The sequence below is a fragment of the Agrococcus sp. ARC_14 genome (genome assembly GCF_022436485.1).
Taxonomy (GTDB): Bacteria; Actinomycetota; Actinomycetes; order Actinomycetales; family Microbacteriaceae; genus Agrococcus.
Genome location: NZ_JAKUDO010000001.1, coordinates 1156998 through 1182736, shown reverse-complemented (window position 1 = coordinate 1182736; position 25739 = coordinate 1156998). Strand labels below are relative to the sequence as shown.

Sequence of the window (25739 nt, the reverse complement as noted above, 5' to 3'; positions counted from 1 at the left end):
CCGACAAGGAGCCACCATGGCGAACCAGCCCGCAGGCATCCCCGACCTGATCCCCCACTACATCGACGGCGAGCGCGTCGCCTCGGTCGACGGCGAGACCTTCGGCGTGCTGAACCCGGTGACGAACGACGACTACACCGTCGCCGCCTCCGGCAAGCAGGCCGACATCGACCTCGCCGTCGCCGCAGCCACGCGTGCCTTCGAGGAGGGCCCGTGGCCGCGCATGAAGAACCGCGAGCGCGCCCGCATCCTCAGCCGCATCGCCGACATCGTCGAGTCGCGCGACGCCGAGCTCGCGCAGTTCGAGTCGTGGGACTCGGGCCTGCCGATCACGCAGGCCAAGGGCCAGGCGCAGCGCGCCGCCGAGAACTTCCGCTTCTTCGCCGACCTCATCGTGGCCGGACGCGACGACACCTACAAGGTGCCCGGCAGCCAGGTGAACTATGTGAACCGCAAGCCCAAGGGCGTCGCCGGGCTCATCACGCCATGGAACACCCCCTTCATGCTCGAGTCGTGGAAGCTCGGCCCGGCCCTGGCATCCGGCTGCACCGTGGTGCTCAAGCCCGCCGAGTTCACGCCGCTCTCCGCCTCCCTGTGGGCGGGCATCTTCGAGGAGGCGGAGCTGCCCAAGGGCGTCTTCAACCTCGTCAACGGCTTCGGCGAGACGGCGGGCGACGCGCTCGTCAAGCACCCCGGCGTGCCGATCATCTCGTTCACGGGCGAGTCGTCGACGGGCCAGACGATCTTCGGCAACTCGGCGAGGAACCTCAAGGCGATGTCGATGGAGCTCGGCGGCAAGAGCCCCGCCGTGGTCTTCGCCGACGCCGACCTCGACGCCGCGATCGACTCCACCCTCTTCGGCGTCTTCTCGCTGAACGGCGAACGCTGCACCGCCGGCAGCCGCATCCTCGTCGAGCGCTCCATCTATGAGGAGTTCCTCGAGCGCTACGCCGAGCGTGCCAAGAACATCGTGGTCGGCGACCCGCAGGACCCGAAGACCGAGGTCGGCGCGCTCGTGCACCCCGAGCACTTCGACAAGGTGATGTCCTATGTCGAGATCGGCAAGCAGGAGGGCCGCCTGCTCGCCGGCGGCGGTCGCCCTGAGGCGTTCCCCGATGGCAACTTCGTCGCGCCGACGGTGTTCGCCGACGTGAGCCCGGATGCGCGCATCTTCCAGGAGGAGATCTTCGGCCCGGTCGTCTCGATCACGCCGTTCGACTCCGACGAGGAGGCGCTCGAGCTCGCGAACAACACGCGCTACGGCCTCGCCGCCTACATCTGGACGAACGACCTGCGGCGCGCGCACGTGTTCGCGCAGGACGTCGAGGCCGGCATGGTGTGGCTCAACAGCCACAACGTGCGCGACCTCCGCAGCCCCTTCGGCGGCGTCAAGGCCTCCGGCCTCGGCCACGAGGGCGGCTACCGCTCGCTCGACTTCTACAGCGATCAGCAGGCCGTGCACATCACTCTCGGCGACGTCCACACGCCCCGCTTCGGCGCATCCGCCTGACCTACCCCGACTTCGAAGGAGAAGCCCCCATGAGCGAGACGACCGCCACCACCCCCATCCCGACGCCGTCGGTGCCCGCCCCAGACATCGTGCGCTGCGCCGCGATGGATCTCGTGGTCACCGACCTCGAGGCGAGCCGCAAGTTCTACGTCGACCTGCTCGGCCTGCACGTCACCGAGGAGGACGACGAGGCGATCTACCTGCGGTCGTTCGAGGAGTTCATCCACCACAACATCGTGCTGCGCAAGGGCCCGGTCGCGGCGGTCGCGGCCTTCGCCTACCGGGTGCGCACGCCGGAGGACGTCGACGCTGCCGAGGCCTATTACAAGGAGCTCGGATGCCGCACCGAGCGTCGCGCTGACGGGTTCCAGAAGGGATTCGGCGACAGCGTGCGCGTCGAGGACCCACTGGGCTTCCCCTACGAGTTCTTCTACGCCACCGAGCACGTCGAGCGGCTCACGCAGCGCTACGACCTCTACAGCGCGGGCGAGCTCGTGCGCCTCGACCACTTCAACCAGGTCACGCCGGATGTGCCCCGCGGCCGCGCCTACCTCGAGGATCTCGGCTTCCGGGTCTCGGAGGACATCCAGGACGACCAGGGCGTCACCTACGCGGCCTGGATGCACCGCAAGCAGACCGTGCACGACACGGCGCTCACCGGCGGCGACGGCCCGCGCATGCACCACATCGCGTTCTCGACGCACGAGAAGCACAACATCATCCAGATCTGCGACAAGATGGGCGCCCTGCGCATCTCGGACCGCATCGAGCGCGGCCCCGGCCGCCACGGCGTCTCGAACGCGTTCTACCTCTACATCCTCGACCCGGACGACCACCGCGTGGAGATCTACACGCAGGACTACTACACGGGCGACCCCGACAACCCGACCGTCACCTGGGATGTGCACGACAACCAGCGGCGCGACTGGTGGGGCAACCCGGTCGTGCCCTCCTGGTACACCGAGGCATCCCTCGTGCTCGATCTGGACGGCAACCCGCAGCCGGTCATCGAGCGCACCGACTCGAGCGAGATGGCGGTCACCGTGGGCGCGGACGGCTTCTCGTACACGCGCGCGCCGGGCGATGCCGTCGCGGGCGAGCCGGCTGAGGAGATCGGCTTCAAGATGGGCAACCAGGTATGAGCCCGGCCCACGCGGCTCGCCCCGCGAGGGGTCTCGACGACGCGACGGTCGCGGCGATCGCCGATGAGCTCGCAGCGGCCACGAGCTCGCGCGGCACGATCGAGCGGATCTCAGCCCGCTACCCGGCGGCGACGATCGAGGACTCCTACGCGGTGCAGCGCATCTGGCGCACGCGCCGCGAGCAGGCCGGCACACGCATGGTGGGCCGCAAGATCGGGCTCACGAGCAAGGCGATGCAGTTCGCGACCGGCATCAGCGAGCCCGACTACGGGGTGATCTTCGCCGACCAGACCTATCGTTCCGGCGCGACGGTCGAGCACGCGCAATGGTCGAACGTGCGCGTCGAGGTCGAGCTGGCCTTCGTGCTGCGCGCGCCGCTCGAGGGCGATGGCCTCACGATCGAGCAGGTGCTCGACGCCACCGAGGTCGTCGTGCCGGCGCTCGAGATCCTCGACTCGCACATCGAGCTTGAGGGCCGCACGATCGTCGACACGATCAGCGACAACGCGGCGCTCGGCGCCATCGTCGTCGGCGAGCACGAGATCGGGCCGCGCGACCGCGACCTCTCCTGGGTGGGCTCGCTGTGCCTCGTGAACGACGAGATCATCGAGACCGGCGTCTCCGGCGGCGTGCTCGGCAACCCGGCGCTGGGCGTCGCCTGGCTGGCTGGCAAGCTCGCGCAGCACGGCGACCGGCTGGAGGCGGGCGAGCTCATCCTCGCGGGCTCGTTCACCCGGCCCGTGTGGGTCAAGCCCGGTGACGTCGTGCGCGCCGAGTACCAGGACATGGGCACGGTGGAGGTGACGTTCCGATGAGCACCTTCCGCGACGCGCTCGCCGAGGCGCAGGCTCCGCTCGTGGGCCTCTGGAACGCATCCGGCAGCCCGGTCGCCGCCGAGATCATGGCCGGCTCTGGCGCCGACCTGCTGCTGGTCGACGGCGAGCATGGGCCGATCTCGATCTCCGAGATGCTGCCGATCCTGCACGCCGCATCCGCCTACCCCGTCACGACCATCGTGCGGGTGCCGTGGAACGACCCGGTGATCATCAAGCAGGTGCTCGATCTGGGCGCGCAGAACGTGCTCGTGCCGATGGTCTCGAGCGCCGACGACGCCCGTGCCGCGGTGCGCGCGGCTCGCTACCCGGGCGCTGAGGGCGAGCGAGAGGGCGCGCGTGGCATCGGCTCGGCGCTCGCGCGCTCGTCGCGCTGGGGCCGCATCGCCGGCTACGTCGCCGATGCCGACCGCCAGGTGTCGGTGACCGTGCAGATCGAGACCGCGGATGGGGTGGCGAACGCCGCGTCGATCGCCGCCGTCGACGGCGTGGACGCCGTGTTCATCGGGCCGGCTGACCTGGCGGGATCGATGGGCTACCCCGGGCGCCCTTCGGAGCAGGCGGTGATGGATGCGGTGGACGCCGCGATCGACGCGGTGCGCTCCGTGGGCACGCCGGCGGGGGTGAACGCCTTCGCGGAGGCGGATGCCGACCGCTGCATCGCGCGCGGGGCCTCGTTCGTGTTCGTCGGGGCGGACGTGACGCTCATGGCGCGCGGCTCGGAGGCGGCGGTGGCGCGGCTGAAGCGGGCGCAGGCCGAGACCGACGCGTACTAGCGCCGAGCAGTGCGCATGCGCGGAGCGGTGCGGGTGAACCGGGCAGCGCGCCCAGTGGGGCACTTGCGCCCGACTGGGGCCCGCGTGCCAGCCCCAGTCGGGCGCAGCAGCCCCAGTCGGCGGCAGTGCGCGGCGCGATCAGCCGCGCGGCGCGCGCGTCGACCAGAGCGCCCACGCGATGAGCACGGGCTGGAAGAAGAGGCGGCCGAACCGGCGCCCATCCGTGTCGAGGCCGAAGGCGTTCCTGCGGTGCAGCCACTGGGCGATGTTGCCGGGGAAGACAGCCGCGAAGAAGCCGGCGGCGATGACGCCGACCGTCGACCGGTGCTCGCGTGGCGCCAGCGCGATCGCGCTGCCGAGCGCGATCTCGACCACGCCGGACCCGACCACGACCTGGTCGACGTCGAACGGCGACAGGTCGACAGCCGTCTGCGGCACCTGCGCGCGGAAGTCGCGCCTGCCGAGCGTGAGGTGGCTGATGCCCGCGAACACCAGCGCGGCGCCCAGCAGCACCCGCCCGCCCGTCTGCAGCCTGCTCATCCTGCGCACCAGCAGAGCTCGCGCACGACGGCGTCCGGCACGATCCCACGGATCATGGCCTGCTCGATCGACACGGGCGCCTCCTCTGCGTCGATGCCAGCATCGCACGCACCAACTCTGCCCGCCACAGGTAGCGCCGCGCGCGAGAGGTGCCGCTGCGCGAGCACCGCTCGGGCGCGAGGGCACCTCTCGCGGCTCGGCGGGTGAGGCGGGCGGGCTCGCCGGCTACTCCCAGCGGAAGAGCAGCGCTGCCACGACGCCCCCGATCGCGACGGTGGCCCCCAGCACCAGGAGCGAGGCCGGCTCCACCGGCGCGCCGGCCCAGGCATTCGCCAACGCGTCGACGGCGGCGCCCCACGGCAGCCAGGGTGCGGCGTCCTGCATCGGCTCGGGCAGCGCATCCGGGCCCCCGAACATGCCGCCCATCGCTCCCAGGCCCAGGAAGAGCACGAGCCCGATGGCGACGGCACTGTTCGGCGTCGGCGCGATCGCCGCGACGAGCATGCCAAGCGCGCACATGGCTGCCATCACCAGCGCCCCGACACCGAGCACGGTGAGCGGTTCCATCGGCGGCCGCGCCCCCAGTGCGAGCCCGCCGACCGCGAGCGCGAGCGCGATGCCGAGCACGGCCTGCGCCACGGCCACGATCGCCTGCGCGACGAGCACGAGCGCGGGCGAGGCCGGCGTGACGCCCAGGCGCCGCAAGATGCCCATGCGCCGATACATCGCGAGGAAGCTCGGCATGTTCACGACACCGATCATCGTCATCACCATCGTCAGCACGAGCGGCAGCACGAACAGCTCGAGCCCCGTCAGACCTGATGCGCCGGCGCTCTGCGAGGCAGCACTGGCGCTCATGATGAGGATGAGCAGCGGCATGCCGAGCGGCACGATGAGCCCTGCGGTGTCGCGCGCGACCGACTTGGTCTCGCTCACGACGAGCATCCAGAGCGCGGCGGCGCCGGGACGACGGACGGGGATGCTGGCGGCGGTCATGCTGCCTCCTCGGGCTCGAGCATGCGGCCGGTGAGAGACAAGAACGCGCCGTCGAGGTCGGCGGCGCCGGTCTGCGCGACGATCTCGGCAGGCGTGCCGGTCGCGACGACGCGGCCGGCGTCGAGCAGGGCGATGCGGTCGCAGAGCCGCTCGACCTCCTCCATGGCGTGACTGACGAGCAGGATCGTCGCGCCATCCGCCTGCAGCTGCTCGACCATCGACCACATGCGGCGACGGGCGCGGGGGTCGAGCCCCGTGGTGAGCTCGTCGAGGATCACCGCACGCGGCCGCCCTGCGAGCGCCAGCGCGATCGACAGCCGCTGCTGCTGCCCGCCAGAGAGACGCTCGAAACGGGTGCGTCGCTGCTCAGCGAGGCCGACGAGCTCGAGCAGCTCTTCGGTCGAGCGGGGCGACGGGTAGAAGCTGCGGTAGAGGTCGAGCAGCTCGTCGACGCGCAGCGAGAGGTGCAGGACCGCATCCTGCAGCTGCACGCCGAGCACCTGGCGCACCCGTGCTCGGTCTGCCCTGGGGTCGAGGCCGAGCACGCGGATCTCTCCCGCGTCGGGCGAGCGCAGCCCGGCGATCATCTCGACGGTGGTGGATTTGCCGGCGCCGTTGACGCCGAGGATGCCGAGGGTCTCGCCCGCGGCGATGCGCAGGCTCACGCCGTCGACGACGGCGCGCCCGCGGTAGCGCTTGACGAGGCCGGCCGCGACGATGCCGTCGCCCCGACCGCGCCCGTCTGCCGGCATGTCGGTGGGACCGGATGCTGATGCTGAGGTCATGCTTCGACGCTAGATATCCGGATGGGTCGACACAGGTGCCGCGAGTCACTCGCCGCGACCGTGACGATCGGCAGGGGCGCCGCAGCACGAGCGATCGTAGGCTGGCGACGTGCCCTCCTCGTCCGACGCCGCCCAGCGGGTCGACGGCGCATCGGCGGACGCACCCGCGCCAGAGACGGCGCCCCGCGGCCGGGCCGCGCGCGCGGTGCTGCGTGATGCCGACCTCTGGGCGGGAGTCGCGACGCTCGTCGCCGCGCTGCTGGTCGCATCCCCCGGCCTGTTCGGCATCGTGCCCCTGCGGGTGCCCTACCTCGTCTGGCTCGCGCTGCTGCTCGTGCTGCTGGTGGCGCTGCTCGCCACCGCGACGCTCCATCGCGACCGTCCCCGTCTGGCCGCCTTCGCCACGGCGGTGCTCGCCTCCTGGGCGGTCGTGCTCACCGCGGGCGGCGGCGGCTTCCTGCTGGTGCTGCTCGTGATCGTCGCCGCACTCGGCCCCTACGCCGTGCCGATCGCCGTCACCGCCGCGGTGGTGCTGCTGAACACCGCGATCGCGGCCATCTCCACCTCGGGCAACTCGGGCAGCTCGCCCCAAGCGGTCGAGACGGTGATCGTCGCGGGCTTCTACCTGCTCATCCAGTCGGCTGCCGTGCTCAGCTCGCACGCGCTGCTGCAGGAGCGCGAGACTCGCCGCAGACTGACCGCCGCGCACGTCGAGCTGCGCGCCGCCACGCTCGAGCGCGCCGAGGCCGCGCGCACCGCCGAGCGGCTGCGCATCTCGCGCGACCTGCACGACGCCATCGGCCACCAGCTGACGGTGCTGACGCTGCAGCTCGAGACCGCCAAGCACGTGGACGGCGAGCTCGCCCGTGCGCACATCGAGCGCGCCGGCGAGCTCGCACGCTCGCTGCTCGCGGAGGTCCGATCCACGGTCGGCGCGCTGCGCATCGAAGCACTCGGCCTGGAGGCAGCGCTGCGCGAGATGACCGAGGATCTGCCCGGTCTCGAGGTCACCGTCGACGTCGCGCCCACCGTGGCGGTCGACGACGTGGAGCGCGCCGCGCTCATCCGCGCCGCGCAGGAGATCGTGACCAACACCATCCGTCATGCCGAGGCCACCTCGCTGCACCTCGTCGTCGCCGTCGACGCGCACGGCACGGTGCTCAGCGGTCGGGACAACGGGCGCGGCGCTGCCCGCGTGCGACTGGGCAATGGCCTCGACGGGCTGCGCGAGCGCTTCACAGCGCTGGGCGGCGAGGTGCAGTTCGACGGCGGCGACGGATTCGTCGTCACGGCTCGGGTGCCGGCCGCATGACGCGCGTCGTGGTGGTCGACGACCAGACGCTGATCCGGCAGGGCATCCGAGGGCTGCTCGGCGTCGCCGGGATCGAGGTGGTCGGCGAGGCCGCCGATGGCGGCGAGGCGATCGCGGTGATCGAGGCGACCCTGCCGGATGTGGTGCTGCTGGATGTGCGGATGCCGCGGTTCGACGGCCTCTGGGCCCTCGAACGGATGCGCGAGCTCGGCATCGAGATCCCGGTGCTGGTGCTCACGACCTTCGACGATGATGCGCAGGTGCTGGACGCAGTGAGAGCCGGAGCGCGCGGCTACCTGCTGAAGGACGTCACACTCGAGCAGCTCTCGAGCGCTGTCGAGACGCTCGCCGATGGCGGCACGGTGATCGCGCCGGCGCTGACCGACCGGCTGCTGCAGGCGATCCGGGCGCGACCGGCGACAGCGGCAGCCCCGCCTGTGCAGGAGCTCACGGATCGCGAGCTCGAGGTGCTTCGGCTGCTCGCCCAGGGCATCCCGAACCGCGAGATCGCCGGAGCGCTCTTCCTCGCGGAGGGCACGGTGAAGAACCACGTCTCGTCGATCATCATGAAGCTCGGCGCCCGGGATCGCACCAGCGCCGTGCTGCGCGCGCTGCGCGACGGCGTGCTGCGCTGAGGCATCGACCCTTGCCTCCTCTGGCTAATGCCGTTAGCCTGAGTGCATGACCGCACCGACCGCATCCGCCCGCCTCGAGTTCGAGGGCATCGAGCTCGCCTACGACGTCGCCGGTGACCCAGACGCCGCGGGGCTCGTCGTCCTCCTGCCCGGCATGGGCGACCTGCGCAGCGCCTATCGCCACCTCACGCCGCTCCTCGTGGCGCAGGGCCTGCGCGTCGCGGCGCTCGACCTGCCGGGGCACGGCGACTCCGGCGTCTCGCCCGTGCCCGTCAGCCAGACGCAGATCGCGCGTTCCGCGGCCGCACTCGTCGAGCTGCTGGGCGGTCCGACGATCGTCGTCGGTCACTCGTTCACGCCCGACAGTGCGCTGCTCGCCTCGCAGCTCGCCCCCGAGCAGGTCGTCGGCGCCGTCGCGATCGGCCCGTGGGCCACGACGCCGCGCCAGGCCTGGCCGATGCGCGCGCTCTCGCGGCTGGTCGCGAGCACACCGAGCCTGTGGTCGCTCTTCTACCGCTCGCTGCACAAGGCTCCACCCGCCGACCTGGCAGAGCACCGCAGGCGCATCGTCGCCTCGCTGCGGAGGCCGGGCGGCACCGAGGCGCTCGTGACGATGGCGGCGGGCACGACCAAGGATGCTGTCGGCGCGCGCGCGAGCCAGCTCGCGCCGGTGGCGATCGTGATGGGCGATGCGGATCCCGACTTCCGTGATCCCTCCGCGGAGGCGCAGACCTACGCGGATGCGGTATCGGGCACTGCGGCTGACGTCGCCGTGCACATGGTCGCCGGCGCCGGCCACTACCCGCACGGCGAGCGGCCCGCCGAGACCGCGGAGGCCGTGCTGGCGCTCGCGCGCCGCGTCGGCTTGGCGCTCGGGGCGCCGCGTGCCTAGGGCCGGCCTCTCCCCCGCCGCGCTCGTCGAGCTGGCGATCGCCGAGCTCGACGAGTCGGGCGGCGAGCCGCTCTCGCTCGGCGCCGTCGCGACGCGGGCCGGCGTGAAGACTCCGTCGATCTACAAGCACGTCGCCGGCCTGCCGGCGCTCGAGGCGCTCGTGGCCGCGCACATCTACGACGACCTCGGCGATGTGCTCGAAGCAGCGCTCGGCGAGGGTGACAGCGAGGCACGGGGGGCGGATGCGGTGCGCGCCTTCCTGCACGCCTACCGGTCGTTCGCGGTGCGGCACCCTGGGCGATACCGCTGGCTGCCGGTGCAGCCGAGCGGCCATCCGGTGCTCGAGGCGGCAGCCGAGCGCGTGCTGACGATCGCCGGGCGCGCCGTGGAGGGCGAGCGCGGCGACGAAGCCATCCACGCGCTCCGCGGTCTGCGCGCGGTCGCCCACGGCTTCGCGACGCTCGAGGCGGCCGGCGGCTTCGGCATGCCCGCCGACGTGGACGCATCCTTCGAGCACCTCGTGGAGGCGGTCGCGACCGCCCGCTGAGGTCAGCTCACGCCGCGAGCGTGACGATCGCAGCGATGACCGCGATCAGCGGGAACAGGCCCTGCATGCCCGCGGCGCGCGCCTTCGAACGGTCGCTGCCGACGAGATAGAGCGCTGCCCCGAGCATGATGGCCGTGGCCGCCAGGATCACGGCGAGCCCCGCATCCGCCGCTCCCGCGAGCAGCACGAGCACACCCACGAGCGCGACGATCCCCAGGAGCAGGTTGTAGACGCCCTGGTTCGCGGCGAGCTGCTTCGACTGCGCCGCCTGCTCTGCCGAGGTGCCGAACACGCGACGCGTGGCTGGGTGCTCCCACCGCAGCGTCTCGAGCACGAAGATGTAGCCGTGCACGAGCGCCGCGAGCACGGCGGCGATGCAGACGACGACCGTGAGATCCATGTGCGGAGTCTATGGCGTGCCCTCGTCGCCGCTCGTGCGCTCGACCCGCCCGTGCGCCTGGCGATAGCCTGGATCGATGGCTTCGACCGAGATCACCAAGGACACCCTCGAGCAGACGATCAACGACGGCGGCATCGTGCTGCTCGACTTCTGGGCGGCGTGGTGCGGCCCGTGCCGCATGTTCGGCCCCATCTTCGAGCAGGCCTCCGAGCAGCACGACGACATCGTGTTCGGCAAGGTCGACACCGAGGCGGAGCAGGAGCTCGCCGCCGGGTTCCAGATCACCTCGATCCCGACGCTCATGGCGTTCCGCGATGGCGTGCTCGTCTTCTCGCAGCCCGGGGCGCTCCCCGAGGCGCAGCTCGAGCAGCTCATCGGCGCCGTGCGCGGCCTCGACATGGCCGAGGTGCACGCGAAGGTCGCCGAGCAGCAGGCCGCCACGAGCCAGGCCTGAGCGGCCCGTCGCGACCGGTGGTCGCGTAGTGCTCTCGCCTGAGCCTGACGGGCATCCGGCTCCGCGTCGGGCCGATCCGACCCTGTCGACCCGCCGCTCCCCGGAGTAGATTCCGAACTGCACGGCTCGATCGTCGGCGCGACGCCCGCTGACCGCGCGGATGCGAGGTGCGCATGGCAGCCCACGGAATCCGTGCGTCGACGCTGGAGGCGATCGGCGGCACGCCGCTCGTGCGGCTGCGGCGGCTCGTGCCCGAGGGTGGCGCGACCGTGCTGGTGAAGCTCGAGGGAGGCAACCCGACCGGGAGCTACAAGGACCGCATGGCGCTTGCGATCGTCGAGGGCGCCGAGCGTCGCGGCGAGTTGCGGCCAGGTCAGCGGCTGGTGGAGTTCTCGGGCGGCAGCACCGGCTCATCGCTCGCCTTCGTCTGCGCCGTCAAGGGCTATCCGCTGTCGATCGTCTCCTCCGACGCGTTCTCGCAGGAGAAGCTCGCGACCATGCGGGCGTTCGGCGCCGACCTCACGATCGTGCCGAGCGACGGCGGGCGCATCACCCCCGAGCTGTTCGTGCGGATGCGGCACGAGGTCGACCGCGTCGTCGAGCGCGACGGTGCGCACTGGGTCGATCAGTTCCACAACGCGGATGCCCTGGTCGGCTACGCCGCGATGGGTCGCGAGATCCTCGAGCAGACGCGCAGCGATGGCATCCGCATCGACGCGTTCTGCGCCGGCGTCGGCACCGCGGGCATGCTGGTCGGCGTGGCATCGGCGCTGCGGCAGCAGGCGGAGCACGTGCGGGTCGTCGCGCTGGAGCCTGCGTCCTCCCCCATGCTCACCGAAGGCCGCGCGGGGCCGCACCGGGTCGAGGGGGTCGCGACCGGCATCGTGCCGCCGATGCTCACACCCGACACCTACGACGACGCCCGCGCGATCGAGGAGGCGGATGCGCGCGCCCTCGCCCTGCCGCTCGCGCAGCAGGAGGGGATCTTCGCCGGGACGTCGAGCGCGCTCAATGTCGCGGGAGCCCTGCAGCTGGCGATAACGCTCGGCACCGGCGGCACCGTCGTCACGGTCGCGACCGACACGGGCCTGAAGTACCTCGCTGGCGACCTGTTCCACGCGTGAGGAGGGCTGCCGCCGCGGCCCCAGTCGACTCCGGAGACGACGAAAGCCCCCGCTTAGCGGGGGCTTCTCACTGCTGGCGTACTTGACGTCTGCTCGAACCATGGCATAACTGGGTTTAACCCTAGTCAGCTGCGAAAGCTGGCGGTGCTCGGTGATCGAGAGAACGGTTCGAGCAGGGCCGGGTCGTACCGGGCGCAGGCATTGACGAAGCGATTCGCACAGGCGACGCTCGCGGAGATCGTGCGCCGAGCAAAGGCAGGTGAGAGCGCACGGTCACTGGCCAAAGCGTTCGAAGTTGCGCCGTCCGCGTTGACGAAGCTCCTGCGCGACCACGACGTGACGCCGACGAAGCGCATCGTGACCGACCACGAAACGGCTGCCTTGACTCAGGCATACGAGGCCGGAGCCACCATGCGACAGCTCGAAGCGAAGCACGGGCTTTCACACGGCGCAGTCTTCAGGGCGCTGCATCGCTCAGGTGTGGAGATGCGGGCGAAGGCACCGCAGAGGAAACTGCCGCCGGTGGAGTGATCCTCCGATCACCGAGCGGGAGTCGCTGAGTGCTCTTGGCGAGCATCAATTCCGATAGCGCTTGATTCGATCATGCCATCCCTTGAGCCATGAGACTTCGTCGCCGAGCTCGTCAATCGTTGGCGCCACGTAGTTCTCTTCGGGCGCATTGTCATGTCGTGCCGCCCAACTCGATGTCTTCGCATACGCGGCCTGGAACTCGTCATGGTCGTCCTGCGTGAACAAGGGAAGGATCTTGAGCATGTTCGGGTGCACTTCGTTGGTTCCACGATCGACGAGCTCGTTCACGATGTGCAGATTCACCGCACGCTCAAGGGTCTCCGAAAGTCGACCCGCGATCTGAGCGGTCCGCTCCGTGTAGTCGTCCTCCGACAAGCTTCCGCGCTCCCGCTTCAGTTGCGCGAGGTCTGCTTCGAGCTTGTTGACGCGTTCAGGGATATCCCTCGCAGCCCAAGGGAGTTGGTCAACGACAAGACCAGGCCGCGCCCCGCCCATGCGCTGGATCGAGCGCGTTGCTACCGCAACCGACTTGCTCTTCGCCTCCTTGTTCAACGCGTGTACGAACGTGATCTCGTGCGTGAACACGATTACCTGCCGCTGGCTCGCCAACTCGACAAGGCGCTGCGCAACCTTTGATCGTCGCTCGGCGTCAAGCGATGAGACGGGATCGTCGAACACGACACTGGAGAGCGACTCATCTAGCGCTACTTCGGTGAGAAATCCCGCCAACCCGAGTGCAGTCTGCTCTCCTTCGCTAAGCACCTCATCGACGCCTGCGTCGCGTCGTGAGCCGAGTAGGCCCGGTTGGTGTTCGAGTGCCGCACTGCGACCACGTCCGGTTCGATTGAGAGTGACGCGGCGCAGTTCCAGACGCTCGGTCTCTCGTGTGAAGTGGTCCCGAACTTCCGCGGTCACGTATGTCTCGGCCAGTTCTCCACGCTTCGTGGTGACCGCGTTAGTAGCGGCAAAGCGACGCACGTCTTCGATCTTCTTGCGCTCTGCGAGCCGCGCCACCTCAGTCTCGATAGCCGTCTTCGCTTCGCTGAGCGTCTTGGCGTCCTGGAGTTCGACCACCATCTTGCTCATTGCGCTAAGTGTTTGAGCGAATGTCGAAGCGTCAATTTCCTGCGCCTGCGTCGTCAGCGCTTGAGCTCGCGTTGTGGCTCGGCCGCGGATCGAGTCTGTGAGCACATTGAGATCGACGCCTTCTATTCCATCGAGCCACGCAACCGCAACTGTAGCCGTGCGAGTTCCGGCCTCGAACCAATCGAGCACCACCTGGATTTCCTCGCCACCGTCCTGCAGCCGATTAATCGCCGTAGAAACCGTTAGCGGCAGCGTCTGAAGTTCAGCGAGATCGTCTCTCCACGTCGCGAGTGCCTTAGCGGCCGTATCCGCGTCGCTTGAGGTCATGTCCGTAACAAACGCCTCGAACCGACATAGCCGGTCAGCGGCCCGCTCGTTCAACGGCTGCTGGCAGAGCACACAAACTGCGCCATCACGTGTGAACGGAAAGTCGTGCTCGTGATATCCGTCGACCAACGAGAACTTGCGCGCTGCTTCCCAGAGCGCGCGCCAGGCCTCCGAGCCCACGCTGGCGAGTGGCTCAGAGTCGAAGGTTCGGGCTGACGCAATCCGGGCGGCTTCCCGGAGTTGAACAGTCCTCTGTTGCAGTTCCCTCAGTGTGCGCAGTGCATCATCACCGAGTACGGCCTCCAACGCGCGGGCGTGAACCTCGACCGTCGACCAATCGCGCCCAAGAGATGTGAGCCTCTCCTTTTCCTTGTTGGGGTCGCTGCCCTTGAGTCGCGCCTCCTCGGCGAACTGCTTCGCAAGCCGCGCGTCATGATCGTCAGCCAAGTTGGTGGCCCCTGAAATCACCTCTTTTGAGGTGGAGGCTGAGATACCGGCTAGGAATGTGGAGCCTGAGGTTCCTGGGTGGAGCACTGGAAGCTGCGGTCGCTCCGCCTGATTCGCGCCCAGTCGGCGACTGAGTTCAGCAGCAACCGCCTCACAGGCATCTGACAGTTGGTCCAGGATCGTAAGTGCAGACGGCCGGTAGTTGACCTCCGACGCCGTCGTGACATATGCGTCACCGCAGTCCTCGTCGTAGAACCGGATTCTGGACAATTCGGTACTCTGCGGCTCACCGAGATTCCATGCTTTGGCGTTGACACCGACCTGATAGTCGAGCCTCGCCGCCTGTGCGGTGTCGATATCCGAGAAGACGTCACCGAGGAGGCGCGCCGCTTTGACACGAGAGGTGACGGCTTCACGGATCAGTCGAGCGTAGCCAGACTTCCCGCTGGCGTTGTTGCCGAAAGCGATGGTCAAGCCGGCGGCACCAAACGAGAGCGCTTGGCCGCCGGTGAGCGCGTTGACGCCCTCGACGCCCGAGACCTGAAGGAGGCTGATGGGATCGCCCGCTGCCGTGGAGCCAGGGATGTCCGCGACTTCGATGTTCGTGGCAACGGGGTAGCTTCCCGCAATCAGATGGTCCGCAATGTTCGATACGTCCTCAACCGACAACGTCTCGTTGCGGCAGAAGCGCGCGACAGCGTCCTTTTGCCAATCTGGGCGCGCATCCAGCCAACTCGCCAAATCCTCGTTGAGCGTCACTACTCTCCTCCTGCGCTGAGTCCAAAGAACCGCTCGAAGAATCGCGACAATGCTTCAACAACGGACTTCTTCTTGCCACCGTGTCCACCGTCAGATGCGAAGCGCGAGACGGGCGGCAGGATCTTCGTGATTGCCGTACCTGTAGTGCGGAGCTGCCCGTCGCGGAACGCAGACTCGATGAAGGCACGCGTCTGTTCCGGTCGGAGTTTCTCTTCGGCGATGATCGCCTCGAGCTCGGCTTCTCGCTTGGCTGCAACGTAGGCCTGCCACTGCACGTCGACGGCACCGTCAATCGACACGTTGTCGACGAAGTCCTCGACGAGGTCGCGCTTGCTGCGGAGTGTCGGGCTGGCATCAACGGCACACGAGATCTGGGCGCGGATTTCCTTGTCATCGCCGTCGCCACGCTCGGCGCGGAGCTTCTCGACAAGCATCAGGATGTAGTCGACGTTGATCTCAACCTGCTTGATGAGCTCGATCTCGAATACGACGTCGTCGTTGATCAGTTCCTTGTCCCCGTTGCGGTCCTTGCGGAACTCGGCATAGAGGTCGAGGTAGACGCTGCGGTAGTCCTGGGCCTGTCGCTCGGTGAGCGGATCCTGTCCCTCGAAGTCGTCGAACGAGGTGAGGATGTTCTGCAGCCGCAGGATGGCCCCGAACAAGCCAATGAAATCCTTCTGCGCCTCCTCACCCACGATCTGGTGCCCAAGCGGGAAGCGCTGGATGAGGTGAATGACCTTCTCGGCGTACTCGCCGTAATACTCCTGATAGGGCTTCAGCAGAACGACGCCACGCGCGTCCTTGTTGCCGAACAGTTCGAGGGCAGCGTTGGTTTGGTCTTCCAGGTTTCGGAAAGCGACGATGTTGCCGTAGGTCTTGACCGAGTTGAGGATGCGGTTGGTGCGCGAGTACGCCTGGATGAGGCCGTGGGCGCGGAGATTCTTGTCGACGAACAGCGTGTTGAGCGTCGTGGCGTCGAAGCCGGTCAGGAACATGTTCACCACGATGACCAGGTCGATCTCGCGGTTCTTCATCCGCTGGGATAGGTCCTTGTAGTAGTTCTGGAACTTGTCGGCGCTGGTGTCGTAGCTGGTGCCGAACATGTCGTTGTAGTCCTGAATCGCGTCTTCTAAGAAACCGCGCGCATCGGCTGACAACGCGTCGGTGTCGAAGGCCTCGTCGTCGAGGATGTCGTCATCGACAGCGTCGTTTGCCCCGTAGGAGAAGATGATGCCGACCTTCAGGCGGCGATCAGCAGTCAACTCTTCTTGCTGCATCTGGAACTGGTTGTAGTAGCGACGCGCGGCATCGATGGATGCGGTTGCGAACAGTGCGTTGAAGCCGCGGACGCGCTTCTTCTCCCGCAAGGCTTCGGCGCGCCTGCGCGTACGCACTGACTCCGTGACGTTGGTGACGACCGCGTGCTCGTAGCTAGAGGCGCGCTTCGTCTTCTGGTCAAAGTGCTCGAGGGTGTACTTGACGATCTCGCGGATGCGCCGCGGGTCGAGGAGCGCCTTCTCGGCATCGATGGCCGACACCTGCTTGTCCTCCGGGTTGCCGACCTTGACCGTGTTGATGTAGTCGATGCGGAAGGGGAGCACGTTCTTGTCGGTGATCGCGTCGACGATTGTGTAGGTGTGCAACTTCTCGCCGAAGGCCTGCTCGGTGGTCTTGAGGCTTGGGTTCCCGCCGCTGCCGGCGTTGGCCGCGAAGATCGGCGTACCGGTGAAACCGAACAGGTTGTAGTGCTTGAACGCGCGGGTGATGTCGCTGTGCATGTCTCCGAACTGCGAGCGGTGACACTCGTCGAAGATGATCACGACGTGGCCGGAGTAGATCTCGTGGCCCTTGTTGGCGCGAATGAAGTTCGACAGCTTCTGGATCGTCGTGATGATGATCTTGGCGTTCGAATCCTCGAGCTGCGCCTTGAGGATCGCGGTCGAGGCGTTCGAGTTGGCGGCGCCCTTCTCGAAGCGGTCGTACTCGCGCATCGTCTGGTAGTCGAGGTCCTTGCGGTCCACGACGAACAGCACCTTGTCGACGCTCGGGAGCTTCGATGCCAGTTGTGCGGTCTTGAATGATGTCAGCGTCTTGCCTGACCCGGTGGTGTGCCACACGTAGCCGCCCGCGTCGACCGTGCCGAGCTTCTTGTAGTTCGTGGCGATATCAATGCGCTGCAGGATCCGCTCGGTCGCCACGATTTGGTACGGACGCATGACGAGCAAGTCGCGATCAGCCGTGAGGACGCAGTACTTCGTGAGGACGTTGAGCAGCGAGTGCTTCGCGAAGAACGTCTTGACGAAGGCCGTCAGTTGCTGAATCGGCTTGTTCTGCGCGTCTGCCCACCAGGAGGTGAACTCGAAGCTATTGCTCGTCTTCTTCTTCTTGCTGCCGCCAGCCTGCTTCTTGCCCTCATCGATGTGCCGGCCGCGGGTCGTGTTGGAGTAGTACTTGGTGAGCGTGCCATTCGAGATGACGAAGAGCTGGACATACTCGAAGAGCCCGGAGCCCGCCCAGAAACTGTCCCGCTGGTAGCGGTTGATCTGGTTGAACGCCTCACGGATGTCGACGCCACGACGCTTGAGCTCGATGTGGACCATCGGGAGGCCGTTCACGAGCACCGTCACGTCGTAGCGGTTGGCATAGTTGGCACCGCCGTCGCCACGGCCCAACTCGTACTGGTTGATGACCTGCAGCCGATTGTTGTGAATATTGGTCTTGTCGACCAGCGTGATGTTCTTCGTCGAACCATCGTCACGCTTCAAGATCTGGATGTGATCCTCTTGGATCCGCACCGTCTTCTCCACAATGCCGTCGTTCTGGCCGGCGACCTTCGTCGTGAAGAACGCCTCCCACTCGGTGTCACTGAAAGTGATGCTGTTCGCCGCTTCGAGCTGGGTGCGCAGGTTCGCGACGAGCTGCGCTTCCGACGTGATCGGAAGATACTCGTACGCCTGCGATTGCAGCAGGCGGATCATTTCGCGCTCGAGGTCAGCCTCGGACTGGTACGCAGTTGTCTGATGTGCGTCGGGGACGTACTCGGCGACGACCGTGCTCTCGTTCGAGACGGCGATCGGGTCGTACTTGCGTGAAGTCGGATCACTCATGCGGCTGCCTCCTCAAAGGTGAGTAGCTTGTCGCGGAAGTACTCGTACTGCTTCCGACGAGCAGCTAGCTCCGCAGGGAGGCCAACGCTGAGGTGGTTCACAAGAGCATTAAACTTGTCAAGAATTGAACCAATACGCACTTGCTCGTCTAGCGAAGGGACGTCGACTACAAGTTGGTTGAGTGTGCCCACCGCCAGCCCCGGCTGTGCAGACTTCGAAGCGTATTGATTTAGATTCATGCTTTTGAGCAGGTGAAAGGCCCATCTGATGTCGACGCCATCTTGCGGCGTGACAACGACAGAGTGCTCAGTGGCGTAGAAAGCACCGCTGGCACGTTTGACGTTCCCACAAAGGGCGCCTTGCCGACCAATCAGCACAAGATCGCCCTGTTGGTTTGGTTCCGCGACGTACCCTCGCAGGCCCCCTCCACCGAAACACGGGATGGAGTGCACATTGTCCGGCTCTGGGAAGATATCTGACGCCGCGATGAACTTCCCGGCACGCAGATCGAACAGGTCGTCCAGCCGTGCGCGACGCGATTTGGCCACATCGGTTACCAAGAGATTTTCACGGTAGTGCTCATACTGGTGGCGGCGGGCTTCCAGCTCCGCTTCCAGCTTCGCTTCCAGCTCCGCTTCTAGCTGAGTGAACTGATCCAATATTCTCACGATCTGGTGCTGCACCTCGAGAGGCGGTACGGGGATTCGTACCTGCATGAATCGTGGTTTGGAGATATTAATGCGGGTCACACCGCTAGCGGTACGTCGGATCTGCGATCGGATCGATTCGCCTCGGAACAAATGCTTCGCATAGCCGGGAAACAGGAGTTCTGGATCGTTAAATCGAAGCGCGAAGCAGAAACTATTGAGGTACAACGGCTCAATTGGTTCGTCCATTACGACAGAGGACATGCCGACTTCCGCGAGCGACTCCGAGGAACCAGTGATCACCACGTCTCCCTTTCGTAGTTGATTCTGCCTTTCTCTCGGTGCTACCTTCACGAAATCACCACTCGACTGGTCAACCGAGAGGTTGGCGAAAGCATTTTTGTACGAGACGTATCGCGCATTACCGTCGGAGAAATCTGCCTTGGTCTTTCCCGACAACCCCGGGACCGTCGCTGCGATGTCGCCGAGCAATTTAGAACTCACCCCGCTTGGAGCGAACCGCTCAAGAAGATCGTCGATGCGACTCACTTCGAGCCCTCTAGATTGGCCACGATCTGATCAATGGATACGCGGAGTTCTGCCTGGCGCGCGACGATCCGCGCAATCTCAGCGTTGAGCTCCGTGATGTCGACAACTTCGCGGGTATCTTCCTGCTCGACATAGGAAGACACGGCGATGTTGTAATCATTGGCGGCTATGTCCTCGTTTGAGACGAGCCTCGCGAAGTGGTCATCGTCTTCTCGTGCCTCAAAGGTCATCAAGATGTTCTGCTGGTTGTCGGGCGTCAGCTTGTTCTTGTTACCGGTGCGCTTGAACTCGGTCGAACCATCGATGAAGAGGACGCTATTGTCGGTCTTGGATTTCTTGAGGACGATGATGCAAGTGGCGATGGTCGTGCCGAAGAAGAGGTCCGGCGGGAGCTGGATGACGGCGTCGACGTAGTTGTTGTCGATGAGGTACTTGCGGATCTTTTGCTCCGCTCCCCCGCGGTACAGCACGCCAGGGAACTCGACGATGGCTGCTGTGCCGTTGACGGCCAGCCAGCTCAGGATGTGCATCGCGAAGGCCAGGTCGGCCTTCGACTTTGGTGCGAGCACACCGGCCGGAGCGAAACGCTCATCGTTGATGAGGAGCGGGTTTGCGTCACCGTCCCACTTGATCGAGTACGGCGGATTGGACACGATCGCTTCGAAGGGCTCGTCGTCCCAGTGCGCCGGATCCATGAGCGTGTCGCCATGGGCGAGGTTGAACTTCTCGTAGTTGACGTCGTGCAGGAACATGTTGATCCGCGCGAGGTTGTAGGTCGTCAGGTTGATCTCCTGGCCGTAGAAGCCCTGGCGGACGTTCTCCTTGCCCAACACCTTCGCGAACTTCAAGAGCAGAGAGCCGGAACCCGCCGCAGGGTCGTAGACCTTGTTCACGGCCTTCTTGCCGACGACAGTGATGCGGGCGAGCAGCTCCGAGACTTCTTGTGGCGTGTAGTACTCACCACCAGACTTGCCGGCGTTCGCGGCGTACATCTGCATTAAGTACTCGTAGGCGTCGCCGAACAGGTCGATGGAGTTGTCCTGCAGCTCACCGAGCGGTAGCTCGCCGATGGCATCAAGGAGCTTCACGAGCTTCTCGTTGCGCTTGGCGACAGTGCTGCCGAGCTTGTTGCTGTTGACGTCGAGATCGTCAAAGAGGCCCTTGAGGTCGTCCTCGCTGCCGGTGCCGAGCGCCGATCCTTCGATGTTCTTAAAGACGCGCTCGAGGGTCTCGTTCAAGCTTTCATCCGTCGCCGCGCGCTTACGAACGTTCGCGAACAACTCGGACGGAAGGATGTAGAAGCCCTTCTCTGCCACCGTCTCGGTGCGCCCGAACTCCGCTTGGTCATCGTGCAGCCCTGAGTAGTCGAACGAGGCCTCGCCAGCGTCCTGCTCACCCTTGTTGATGTAGGCAGTGAGATTCTCGGAGATGAAGCGGTAGAAGAGCATGCCGAGCACGTAGCTCTTGAAGTCCCAGCCGTCGACGCTGCCTCGCAGATCGTTGGCGATACGCCAGATCGTCTTGTGCAGCTCGGCGCGTTGGGCTTCTTTGGTGATCGGCGGCATGTGCTGTTCTCCTTCACGCTGAGGGCGTGCGCTACGCAGCGCTGGGGCTCGCTCTCACCGTAGCCGCGTCTACTGACGCATCGTCAGTTCGGCGCGCGGGCGACATTACGCGCCCACGCATCTGAGCCATCGCTCGTCTACGGCGCACTCGGCTCTCCTGTAGCTCGCGGCGACGACCAAGTGCATGTCCGGATGGCTGACTACAGTCGGGCGCGGCGTTTTGCGGTTCGCGAGCGCAGGGCTCAATTGCGGTTCAGCCCGTGCGCGCGCGAGCCGAGCGCAAGTTTGAAATGACCCTCGGCTTCGTCGATCTCACTGCCAGGAGTCGAAGGATCGAAGACGCGCAGTAGCGAATAGCGGAACGTCGAGGGCTCGAGACTCTTGAGCTCGACGTTGCCACCGTGACCATTGGTCGCGTACGCGGCCCAACGTTGACGAATGCTCTCCGCGCCATCTGCCTTGCCGATGTACTGACGACCATCGCGAGTATCGACGATGAGGTAGATGCCCAGGACTGCGGCCAGGGCTGTGCGCCACGACGCATACCGGGGTTCGCGCATGACGGCCTGCAGTCGCGCATGACTCAGCACCAGACGATCGAAGCCGGGGAAGGGCACCGGCTCCGCGTCTGCGATGCCCACGACAGGGTACGTCTCGGCTGTCTGTCCCTTCAACCACCATGTCCGTGGCGATCGCCAACCGATGACGAGACGTCGTCGCAGCTCGGTCATCAGCTCGGCCTCAACTACATCGAACACACGACGGTGTCCGTCGTTCGACACTTCACCGAGGTTCTCGAGCACACTCCACAGCCGTGCCTGATCCCCGCCCTCGCGAGTGAAAACGATCCAGAATCGGGCCGGAACACTGGGAAAATGCCGAGGCGAAACAGATTGATTTTGCGTGTACGCGAGGATCTCAGCGTCAGTTGAATCCGCATGGATGCCTGGAAAGCCCGTATCCCCGTGTTCACGGACATACGCGTGACGAATGACGAGAGCGTCAGCGACATCGATGCCTGCATCCCGCAGAATCGGCCCAAGAGTCAGCACCATGTCCAGTCATCAGCTCCTGTATGTCAGACTGCCGAGCCGAGGTCGGAAACGACGAAAGCCCCCGCGACTGCGAGGGCTTTACTGCTGGGGTACCTGGACTCGAACCAAGAACAAAGGTACCAGAAACCTCCGTGTTGCCAATTACACCATACCCCAATGGTCGCGCACCGAAGCAAGCGAGCCAAGAGTCGAGTGTACCTGAGGCGGGGGCGGAGCGCCAATCGCGCGGTGGCTCATCTCGATACGGGCCTGCGGCCTGATCGATGACCGTGGTGGGGCTACAGGCCGCGGGCGATCAGGTCGCGGTTGACGACCGAGGCCGCGACCGTGCCGGCGCCCGCCGCGACCGCCAGCTGGCGGAAGCCCGGCGTGATGTCGCCCGCAGCGTAGACGCCCTCGACGGAGGTGCGCTGCGTGCGGTCGACCGTCACCAGCCCATCCTCGTCGAGCTCGAGGCCCAGCTGCTCGGCGAAGTCGAGCTGCGGATGCCACCAGGGGCGCACGAAGCCGCCGGTGCGGATGCTGCGCTCGCCATCCTCCAGCACGATCGCCTGCATGCCGTCGCGGTCGCCCTCGATCGCCGCGATCGGCGCGCGCACCAGGGCGACCCCGTGCTCGGCCAGCCGTGCCTCGCCCGCCTCGTCCACCGCATCCGATCCGTTCGTGAAGACGGCGAGGTCGTCGGTGTGCCGGCGGATGACCATGGCGCGGTCGACGAGGTCGTCGGTCTCGCCGATGAGGGCGAGCGCCTGGCCGCGCTTGTCGTAGCCGTCGCAGTCCATGCAGGAGTGCAGGCTCGTGCCGTACCAGGGGCGCACGTGCTGCGAGAGCGGCAGCGTCTCACTCAGGCCGGTGGCGATCAGAACCGCACTCGCGCGCGTCTCGCTCTCGGCGCGGGATCCGGGCTGCTCGGCCTGCACGGCGAAGCCGCCGTCGATCGCTGCGATCTGCCGCACGAGCGTGCGCTCATGCGTGACGGTCGGATAGCGCAGCACCTCGTCGCGGCCGAGCGTGCGCAGCTCGAGCGGCGAGGCGCCGTCGCGCGTGATGAAGCCGTGCGACTGCAGCGTCGCAGCATGGCGCGGCCGGTTGGAGTCGAGCAGCACCACCGTGCGCTGCTGGCGCGCGAGATTCAGCGTGGCGGCGAGACCTGCCGGACCGGCGCCGATGACGACGACGTCGGTCTCCATCAGACGCTCGCGGCCAGCCGCTCGATGCGGGCGAGCGTCGCGTCGCGGCCCAGGAGCTCCATCGACTCGAACAGCGGCGGCGAGATGCGGCGGCCCGAGACCGCCACCCGCAGCGGCGTGAACGCGAGGCGCGGCTTGAGCCCGAGGCCGTCGATGAGCACCTCGCGCAGCGTGGCCTCGATCGACGCCGTGTCGAAGGACTCGAGCTCGGCGAGCGCGCGACGACTGCCCTCGAGCACCGCGTGCGCATCCTCGCTCAGGCTCGCCACCGCATCCGCGTCGTGGTGGATGTCCTCCGTGTCGAGGAAGAGGAAGCCCAGCATGTCCTCGGCCTGGCCGATGAGCTGCATGCGCTCCTGCACGAGCGGTGCGGCCTGCACCAGCAGCGCGCGCTGCGCCTCGCTCGGCTCGCCGCCGAAGATCTGGCCGAGGTAGGGCTCGAGGCGCCGCGCGAAGTCGTCGGCCGCGAGCAGGCGCACGTGGTCGCCGTTGATCGACTCGGCCTTCTTCGGGTCGAAGCGGCTCGGGTTCGGGTTGACGTCCTCGACGTCGAAGGCGGCGATCAGCTCGTCTCGCGTGAAGACGTCGCGGTCGGGGGCGATCGACCAGCCGAGCAGCGAGAGGTAGTTGAGCAGCCCCTCGGGGATGAAGCCGGCCTCGCGCAGCAGGAAGAGGTTGGACTGCGGGTCGCGCTTCGAGAGCTTCTTGTTGCCGTCGCCCATCACGTAGGGCAGGTGACCGAAGCGCGGGATGGCGGTCGCGACGCCGATGTCGGCGAGCGCTCGATAGAGCGCGATCTGGCGCGGCGTCGACGAGAGCAGATCCTCGCCGCGCAGCACATGCGTCACGCCCATGAGCGCATCGTCCACGGGATTCACGAACGTGTAGAGCGGGGCGCCGTTCGGGCGCACGACCACGAAGTCGGTGAACGAGCCGGCCGGGAACGTGATCTCGCCGCGCACGAGGTCGTCGAAGGAGAGCTCCTCGTCGGGCACGCGCAGGCGCAGGCTCGGCACGCGGCCCGCCTCGCGGTGGGCCTGGCGCTGCTGCTCGGTGAGCTCGCGCTCGAAGTTGTCGTAGCCCTGGCGCGGGTCGCGGCCGGCCTCCACGTTGCGCGCCTCGATCTCCTCAGCGGTCGCGAACGACTCGTAGAGGTGGCCGGATGCCGTCAGGCGCGCGATGAGGTCGGTGTAGATCTCGCCGCGCTGCGACTGCCGGTAGGGCTCGTGCGGGCCACCGGTCTCGACGCCCTCGTCCCAGTCGATGCCGAGCCAGCGCATGGCCTCGAGCAGCTGCTCGTAGGACTCCTGGCTGTCGCGGGCAGCGTCGGTGTCCTCGATGCGGAAGACGAGCTTGCCGCCGTGGTGGCGCGCGTAGGCCCAGTTGAACAGGGCGGTGCGGATGAGTCCGACGTGCGGGGTGCCGGTGGGCGAGGGGCAGAAGCGGACGACGACATCGCTGCCGGTGGCCGTCGAGAAGGGGGCGCTCATGATGGCTCCATCCTAGGCGTGGGACAATGGCCGACGATGCCCGCTCCCGATCCGATCACCGACCTCGTCGGCCGCCTCGAGCGTGCTGTCGTGGCCACCGGGCGACGCCGCCGGGAGCTCGCTCGCGAGATCGAGGGCGACCTCCGCGAGGATCTCGCCGCGCGCATCCAGGCCGGTGCGCCCGCGCACGCCGCAGCCGCATCCGTCGTCGCCGAGTTCGGCGATCCGCGTGCGCTCGCCGCAGAGCTGTCGATCGAGCTGCTTGCCGCTCGCGGCAGGCGCTACGCCGTCCGCACGGCGGCCGCCGCCGTCACGCTCGTGGCCGCCTGGGTCATCGGCATGACGACGCTCGTGGGGCTCGGCTTCCGCGTCCGTGCAGAGGACGAGTGGATGCTTCAGGTCTCGCACGCGCTCGACGTCGCCGGGCCGCTCGTGGTCGGTGCGGCGGTGCTGGGCTGGATCGCCATCCGGCGCTGGGGCTCGCTCGCCGCGCTCGCAACTGTCGCCGCGCTGCAGCTCGGCTTCGCGGTCGTGCTCGTTGCTGGGGCGCTCGCCATGGCCGTCGCGGGTGCGGTGCCCGCTGCGGGCACCGCGGTGCTCGTCGTGCTCGTGACGCTGACGGTGCTGCTGGGCACCGGGCTCGCCGCCTCCTCGGCGGGTGTGCTGCTGGGGTGGGGAGCCATCAGGCTCGAGCCGCTCCGAGCACGCTCGTGATGAGCGACGAGGTCGTCGCCCACTCGCTGCGCTCGGTCGCGAGCGCCTTGGCGCCTGCGCTCGTCAGCCGGTAGACCCGCTTCGAGCGACCGCTGGACTCCCACTCCCCCTCGATGTGGCCGCGGCGCTCGAGCCGCTTGAGCGCCGGATAGACGGTGCCGCTCGGGAAGTCGAGCACGCCGCCGGAGCGCTCGCGGATGCGCTCGACAGCGCCGTAGCCGTGCACGGGGCCGTCGGCCAGCACCGCGAGCAGCATCGCGTCGACGTGGCCGCGGAGCGCGTCAGGGGAAGCCATGCGGTCAGTCTAGCGGGAGCCTGCCTGCATA

24 protein-coding genes and 1 tRNA gene are annotated in these 25739 nt (G+C 67.1%); 12 read left to right on the top strand and 13 right to left on the bottom strand.

All coding sequences use genetic code 11. The annotated features are described in order from the left end of the window. The first annotated feature begins 16 nt into the window (after positions 1–16). From hpaE to MKD51_RS05880, 4 genes are read left to right on the top strand one after another with little or no spacing between them, the layout of a single operon-like run. Positions 17–1510, top strand: coding sequence for a 5-carboxymethyl-2-hydroxymuconate semialdehyde dehydrogenase (gene hpaE / locus MKD51_RS05895; RefSeq protein WP_240239215.1), 1494 nt, complete (start codon positions 17–19; stop codon positions 1508–1510). Positions 1511–1539: 29 nt separating this feature from the next. Further along, a complete protein-coding gene (gene hpaD / locus MKD51_RS05890; RefSeq protein WP_240239213.1) occupies positions 1540–2652 on the top strand; it encodes a 3,4-dihydroxyphenylacetate 2,3-dioxygenase in 1113 nt (370 codons plus the stop codon). Then, positions 2649–3467, top strand: a complete 819-nt coding sequence (locus MKD51_RS05885) for a fumarylacetoacetate hydrolase family protein (protein WP_240239211.1) — start codon at positions 2649–2651, stop codon at positions 3465–3467. Before hpaD ends, MKD51_RS05885 begins: the two co-directional genes overlap by 4 nt. Then, positions 3464–4261, top strand: a complete 798-nt coding sequence (locus tag MKD51_RS05880; protein ID WP_240239204.1) for an aldolase/citrate lyase family protein — start codon at positions 3464–3466, stop codon at positions 4259–4261. Before MKD51_RS05885 ends, MKD51_RS05880 begins: the two co-directional genes overlap by 4 nt. Before the next feature lie 138 nt (positions 4262–4399). Here MKD51_RS05880 and MKD51_RS05875 read toward each other — a convergent pair whose 3' ends face one another. The 3 genes from MKD51_RS05875 to MKD51_RS05865 form a co-directional block, all read right to left on the bottom strand. Continuing rightward, positions 4400–4801: a hypothetical protein gene (locus MKD51_RS05875; RefSeq protein WP_240239202.1), complete on the bottom strand. Its 402-nt coding sequence runs from the start codon at positions 4799–4801 to the stop codon at positions 4400–4402. A gap of 225 nt (positions 4802–5026) precedes the next feature. After that, positions 5027–5797: an ABC transporter permease gene (locus tag MKD51_RS05870; RefSeq protein ID WP_240239200.1), complete on the bottom strand. Its 771-nt coding sequence runs from the start codon at positions 5795–5797 to the stop codon at positions 5027–5029. Then, the gene (locus MKD51_RS05865; protein WP_240239198.1) at positions 5794–6582 is read right to left on the bottom strand and encodes an ABC transporter ATP-binding protein; all 789 of its coding nucleotides are present in this window, start codon (positions 6580–6582) and stop codon (positions 5794–5796) included. Before MKD51_RS05865 ends, MKD51_RS05870 begins: the two co-directional genes overlap by 4 nt. A gap of 109 nt (positions 6583–6691) precedes the next feature. Between MKD51_RS05865 and MKD51_RS05860 the strand changes: the two genes are divergently transcribed. From MKD51_RS05860 to MKD51_RS05845, 4 genes are read left to right on the top strand one after another with little or no spacing between them, the layout of a single operon-like run. Continuing rightward, the gene (locus MKD51_RS05860) at positions 6692–7894 is read left to right on the top strand and encodes a histidine kinase (RefSeq protein WP_240239196.1); all 1203 of its coding nucleotides are present in this window, start codon (positions 6692–6694) and stop codon (positions 7892–7894) included. After that, on the top strand, positions 7891–8529 hold the full coding sequence (locus tag MKD51_RS05855) for a response regulator transcription factor (RefSeq protein WP_240239194.1): 639 nt from the start codon (positions 7891–7893) through the stop codon (positions 8527–8529). The genes MKD51_RS05860 and MKD51_RS05855 overlap by 4 nt, the downstream gene beginning before the upstream one ends. A gap of 46 nt (positions 8530–8575) precedes the next feature. Beyond that, the gene (locus tag MKD51_RS05850) at positions 8576–9421 is read left to right on the top strand and encodes an alpha/beta fold hydrolase (RefSeq protein WP_240239192.1); all 846 of its coding nucleotides are present in this window, start codon (positions 8576–8578) and stop codon (positions 9419–9421) included. Further along, positions 9414–9968, top strand: a complete 555-nt coding sequence (locus MKD51_RS05845; protein WP_240239190.1) for a TetR-like C-terminal domain-containing protein — start codon at positions 9414–9416, stop codon at positions 9966–9968. The genes MKD51_RS05850 and MKD51_RS05845 overlap by 8 nt, the downstream gene beginning before the upstream one ends. Before the next feature lie 7 nt (positions 9969–9975). Here MKD51_RS05845 and MKD51_RS05840 read toward each other — a convergent pair whose 3' ends face one another. After that, positions 9976–10368 (bottom strand): DUF1304 domain-containing protein, encoded by a 393-nt coding sequence (locus MKD51_RS05840; protein WP_240239188.1) that lies wholly within the window; start codon positions 10366–10368, stop codon positions 9976–9978. A 76-nt stretch (positions 10369–10444) separates the two neighbouring features. Between MKD51_RS05840 and trxA the strand changes: the two genes are divergently transcribed. The 3 genes from trxA to MKD51_RS05825 all read left to right on the top strand — a co-directional run bounded on the left by trxA (position 10445) and on the right by MKD51_RS05825 (position 12477). Next, the gene (gene trxA, locus MKD51_RS05835; protein WP_240239186.1) at positions 10445–10822 is read left to right on the top strand and encodes a thioredoxin; all 378 of its coding nucleotides are present in this window, start codon (positions 10445–10447) and stop codon (positions 10820–10822) included. Between the two features lie 173 nt (positions 10823–10995). Next, positions 10996–11946, top strand: a complete 951-nt coding sequence (locus MKD51_RS05830; RefSeq protein ID WP_240239176.1) for a cysteine synthase family protein — start codon at positions 10996–10998, stop codon at positions 11944–11946. Between the two features lie 201 nt (positions 11947–12147). Continuing rightward, positions 12148–12477 carry a helix-turn-helix domain-containing protein gene (locus MKD51_RS05825; protein WP_240239174.1) on the top strand — a complete coding sequence of 110 codons (330 nt, stop codon included), beginning with the start codon at positions 12148–12150 and terminating at the stop codon, positions 12475–12477. A 45-nt stretch (positions 12478–12522) separates the two neighbouring features. Here the strand turns inward: MKD51_RS05825 and MKD51_RS05820 are convergent, their stop codons facing one another. The 8 genes from MKD51_RS05820 to gltX all read right to left on the bottom strand — a co-directional run bounded on the left by MKD51_RS05820 (position 12523) and on the right by gltX (position 24699). Beyond that, positions 12523–15096 carry an AAA family ATPase gene (locus tag MKD51_RS05820; protein ID WP_240239172.1) on the bottom strand — a complete coding sequence of 858 codons (2574 nt, stop codon included), beginning with the start codon at positions 15094–15096 and terminating at the stop codon, positions 12523–12525. Continuing rightward, the gene (locus tag MKD51_RS05815) at positions 15096–18203 is read right to left on the bottom strand and encodes a type I restriction endonuclease subunit R (RefSeq protein ID WP_240239170.1); all 3108 of its coding nucleotides are present in this window, start codon (positions 18201–18203) and stop codon (positions 15096–15098) included. Before MKD51_RS05815 ends, MKD51_RS05820 begins: the two co-directional genes overlap by 1 nt. Then, positions 18200–19399, bottom strand: coding sequence for a restriction endonuclease subunit S (locus tag MKD51_RS05810; RefSeq protein ID WP_240239168.1), 1200 nt, complete (start codon positions 19397–19399; stop codon positions 18200–18202). Before MKD51_RS05810 ends, MKD51_RS05815 begins: the two co-directional genes overlap by 4 nt. Then, positions 19396–20964, bottom strand: a complete 1569-nt coding sequence (locus MKD51_RS05805) for a type I restriction-modification system subunit M (protein WP_240239166.1) — start codon at positions 20962–20964, stop codon at positions 19396–19398. Before MKD51_RS05805 ends, MKD51_RS05810 begins: the two co-directional genes overlap by 4 nt. Before the next feature lie 242 nt (positions 20965–21206). Next, the gene (locus tag MKD51_RS05800) at positions 21207–22019 is read right to left on the bottom strand and encodes a GIY-YIG nuclease family protein (protein ID WP_240239164.1); all 813 of its coding nucleotides are present in this window, start codon (positions 22017–22019) and stop codon (positions 21207–21209) included. A gap of 84 nt (positions 22020–22103) precedes the next feature. After that, a tRNA-Gln gene (locus MKD51_RS05795) sits at positions 22104–22175 on the bottom strand. Between the two features lie 122 nt (positions 22176–22297). After that, positions 22298–23209 carry an NAD(P)/FAD-dependent oxidoreductase gene (locus tag MKD51_RS05790; RefSeq protein WP_240239162.1) on the bottom strand — a complete coding sequence of 304 codons (912 nt, stop codon included), beginning with the start codon at positions 23207–23209 and terminating at the stop codon, positions 22298–22300. Further along, a complete protein-coding gene (gene gltX / locus MKD51_RS05785) occupies positions 23209–24699 on the bottom strand; it encodes a glutamate--tRNA ligase (protein WP_240239160.1) in 1491 nt (496 codons plus the stop codon). The genes MKD51_RS05790 and gltX overlap by 1 nt, the downstream gene beginning before the upstream one ends. 36 nt (positions 24700–24735) lie before the next feature. Here gltX and MKD51_RS05780 point away from each other — a divergent pair, with 36 nt between their 5' ends. Continuing rightward, positions 24736–25413 (top strand): permease prefix domain 1-containing protein, encoded by a 678-nt coding sequence (locus MKD51_RS05780; RefSeq protein WP_240239158.1) that lies wholly within the window; start codon positions 24736–24738, stop codon positions 25411–25413. On the opposite strand, the gene MKD51_RS05775 is transcribed toward MKD51_RS05780, so the two are convergent. Further along, positions 25382–25708, bottom strand: a complete 327-nt coding sequence (locus MKD51_RS05775; RefSeq protein WP_240239156.1) for a helix-turn-helix transcriptional regulator — start codon at positions 25706–25708, stop codon at positions 25382–25384. The two genes, MKD51_RS05780 and MKD51_RS05775, sit on opposite strands and share 32 nt — an antisense overlap. Positions 25709–25739: the final 31 nt, after the last annotated feature.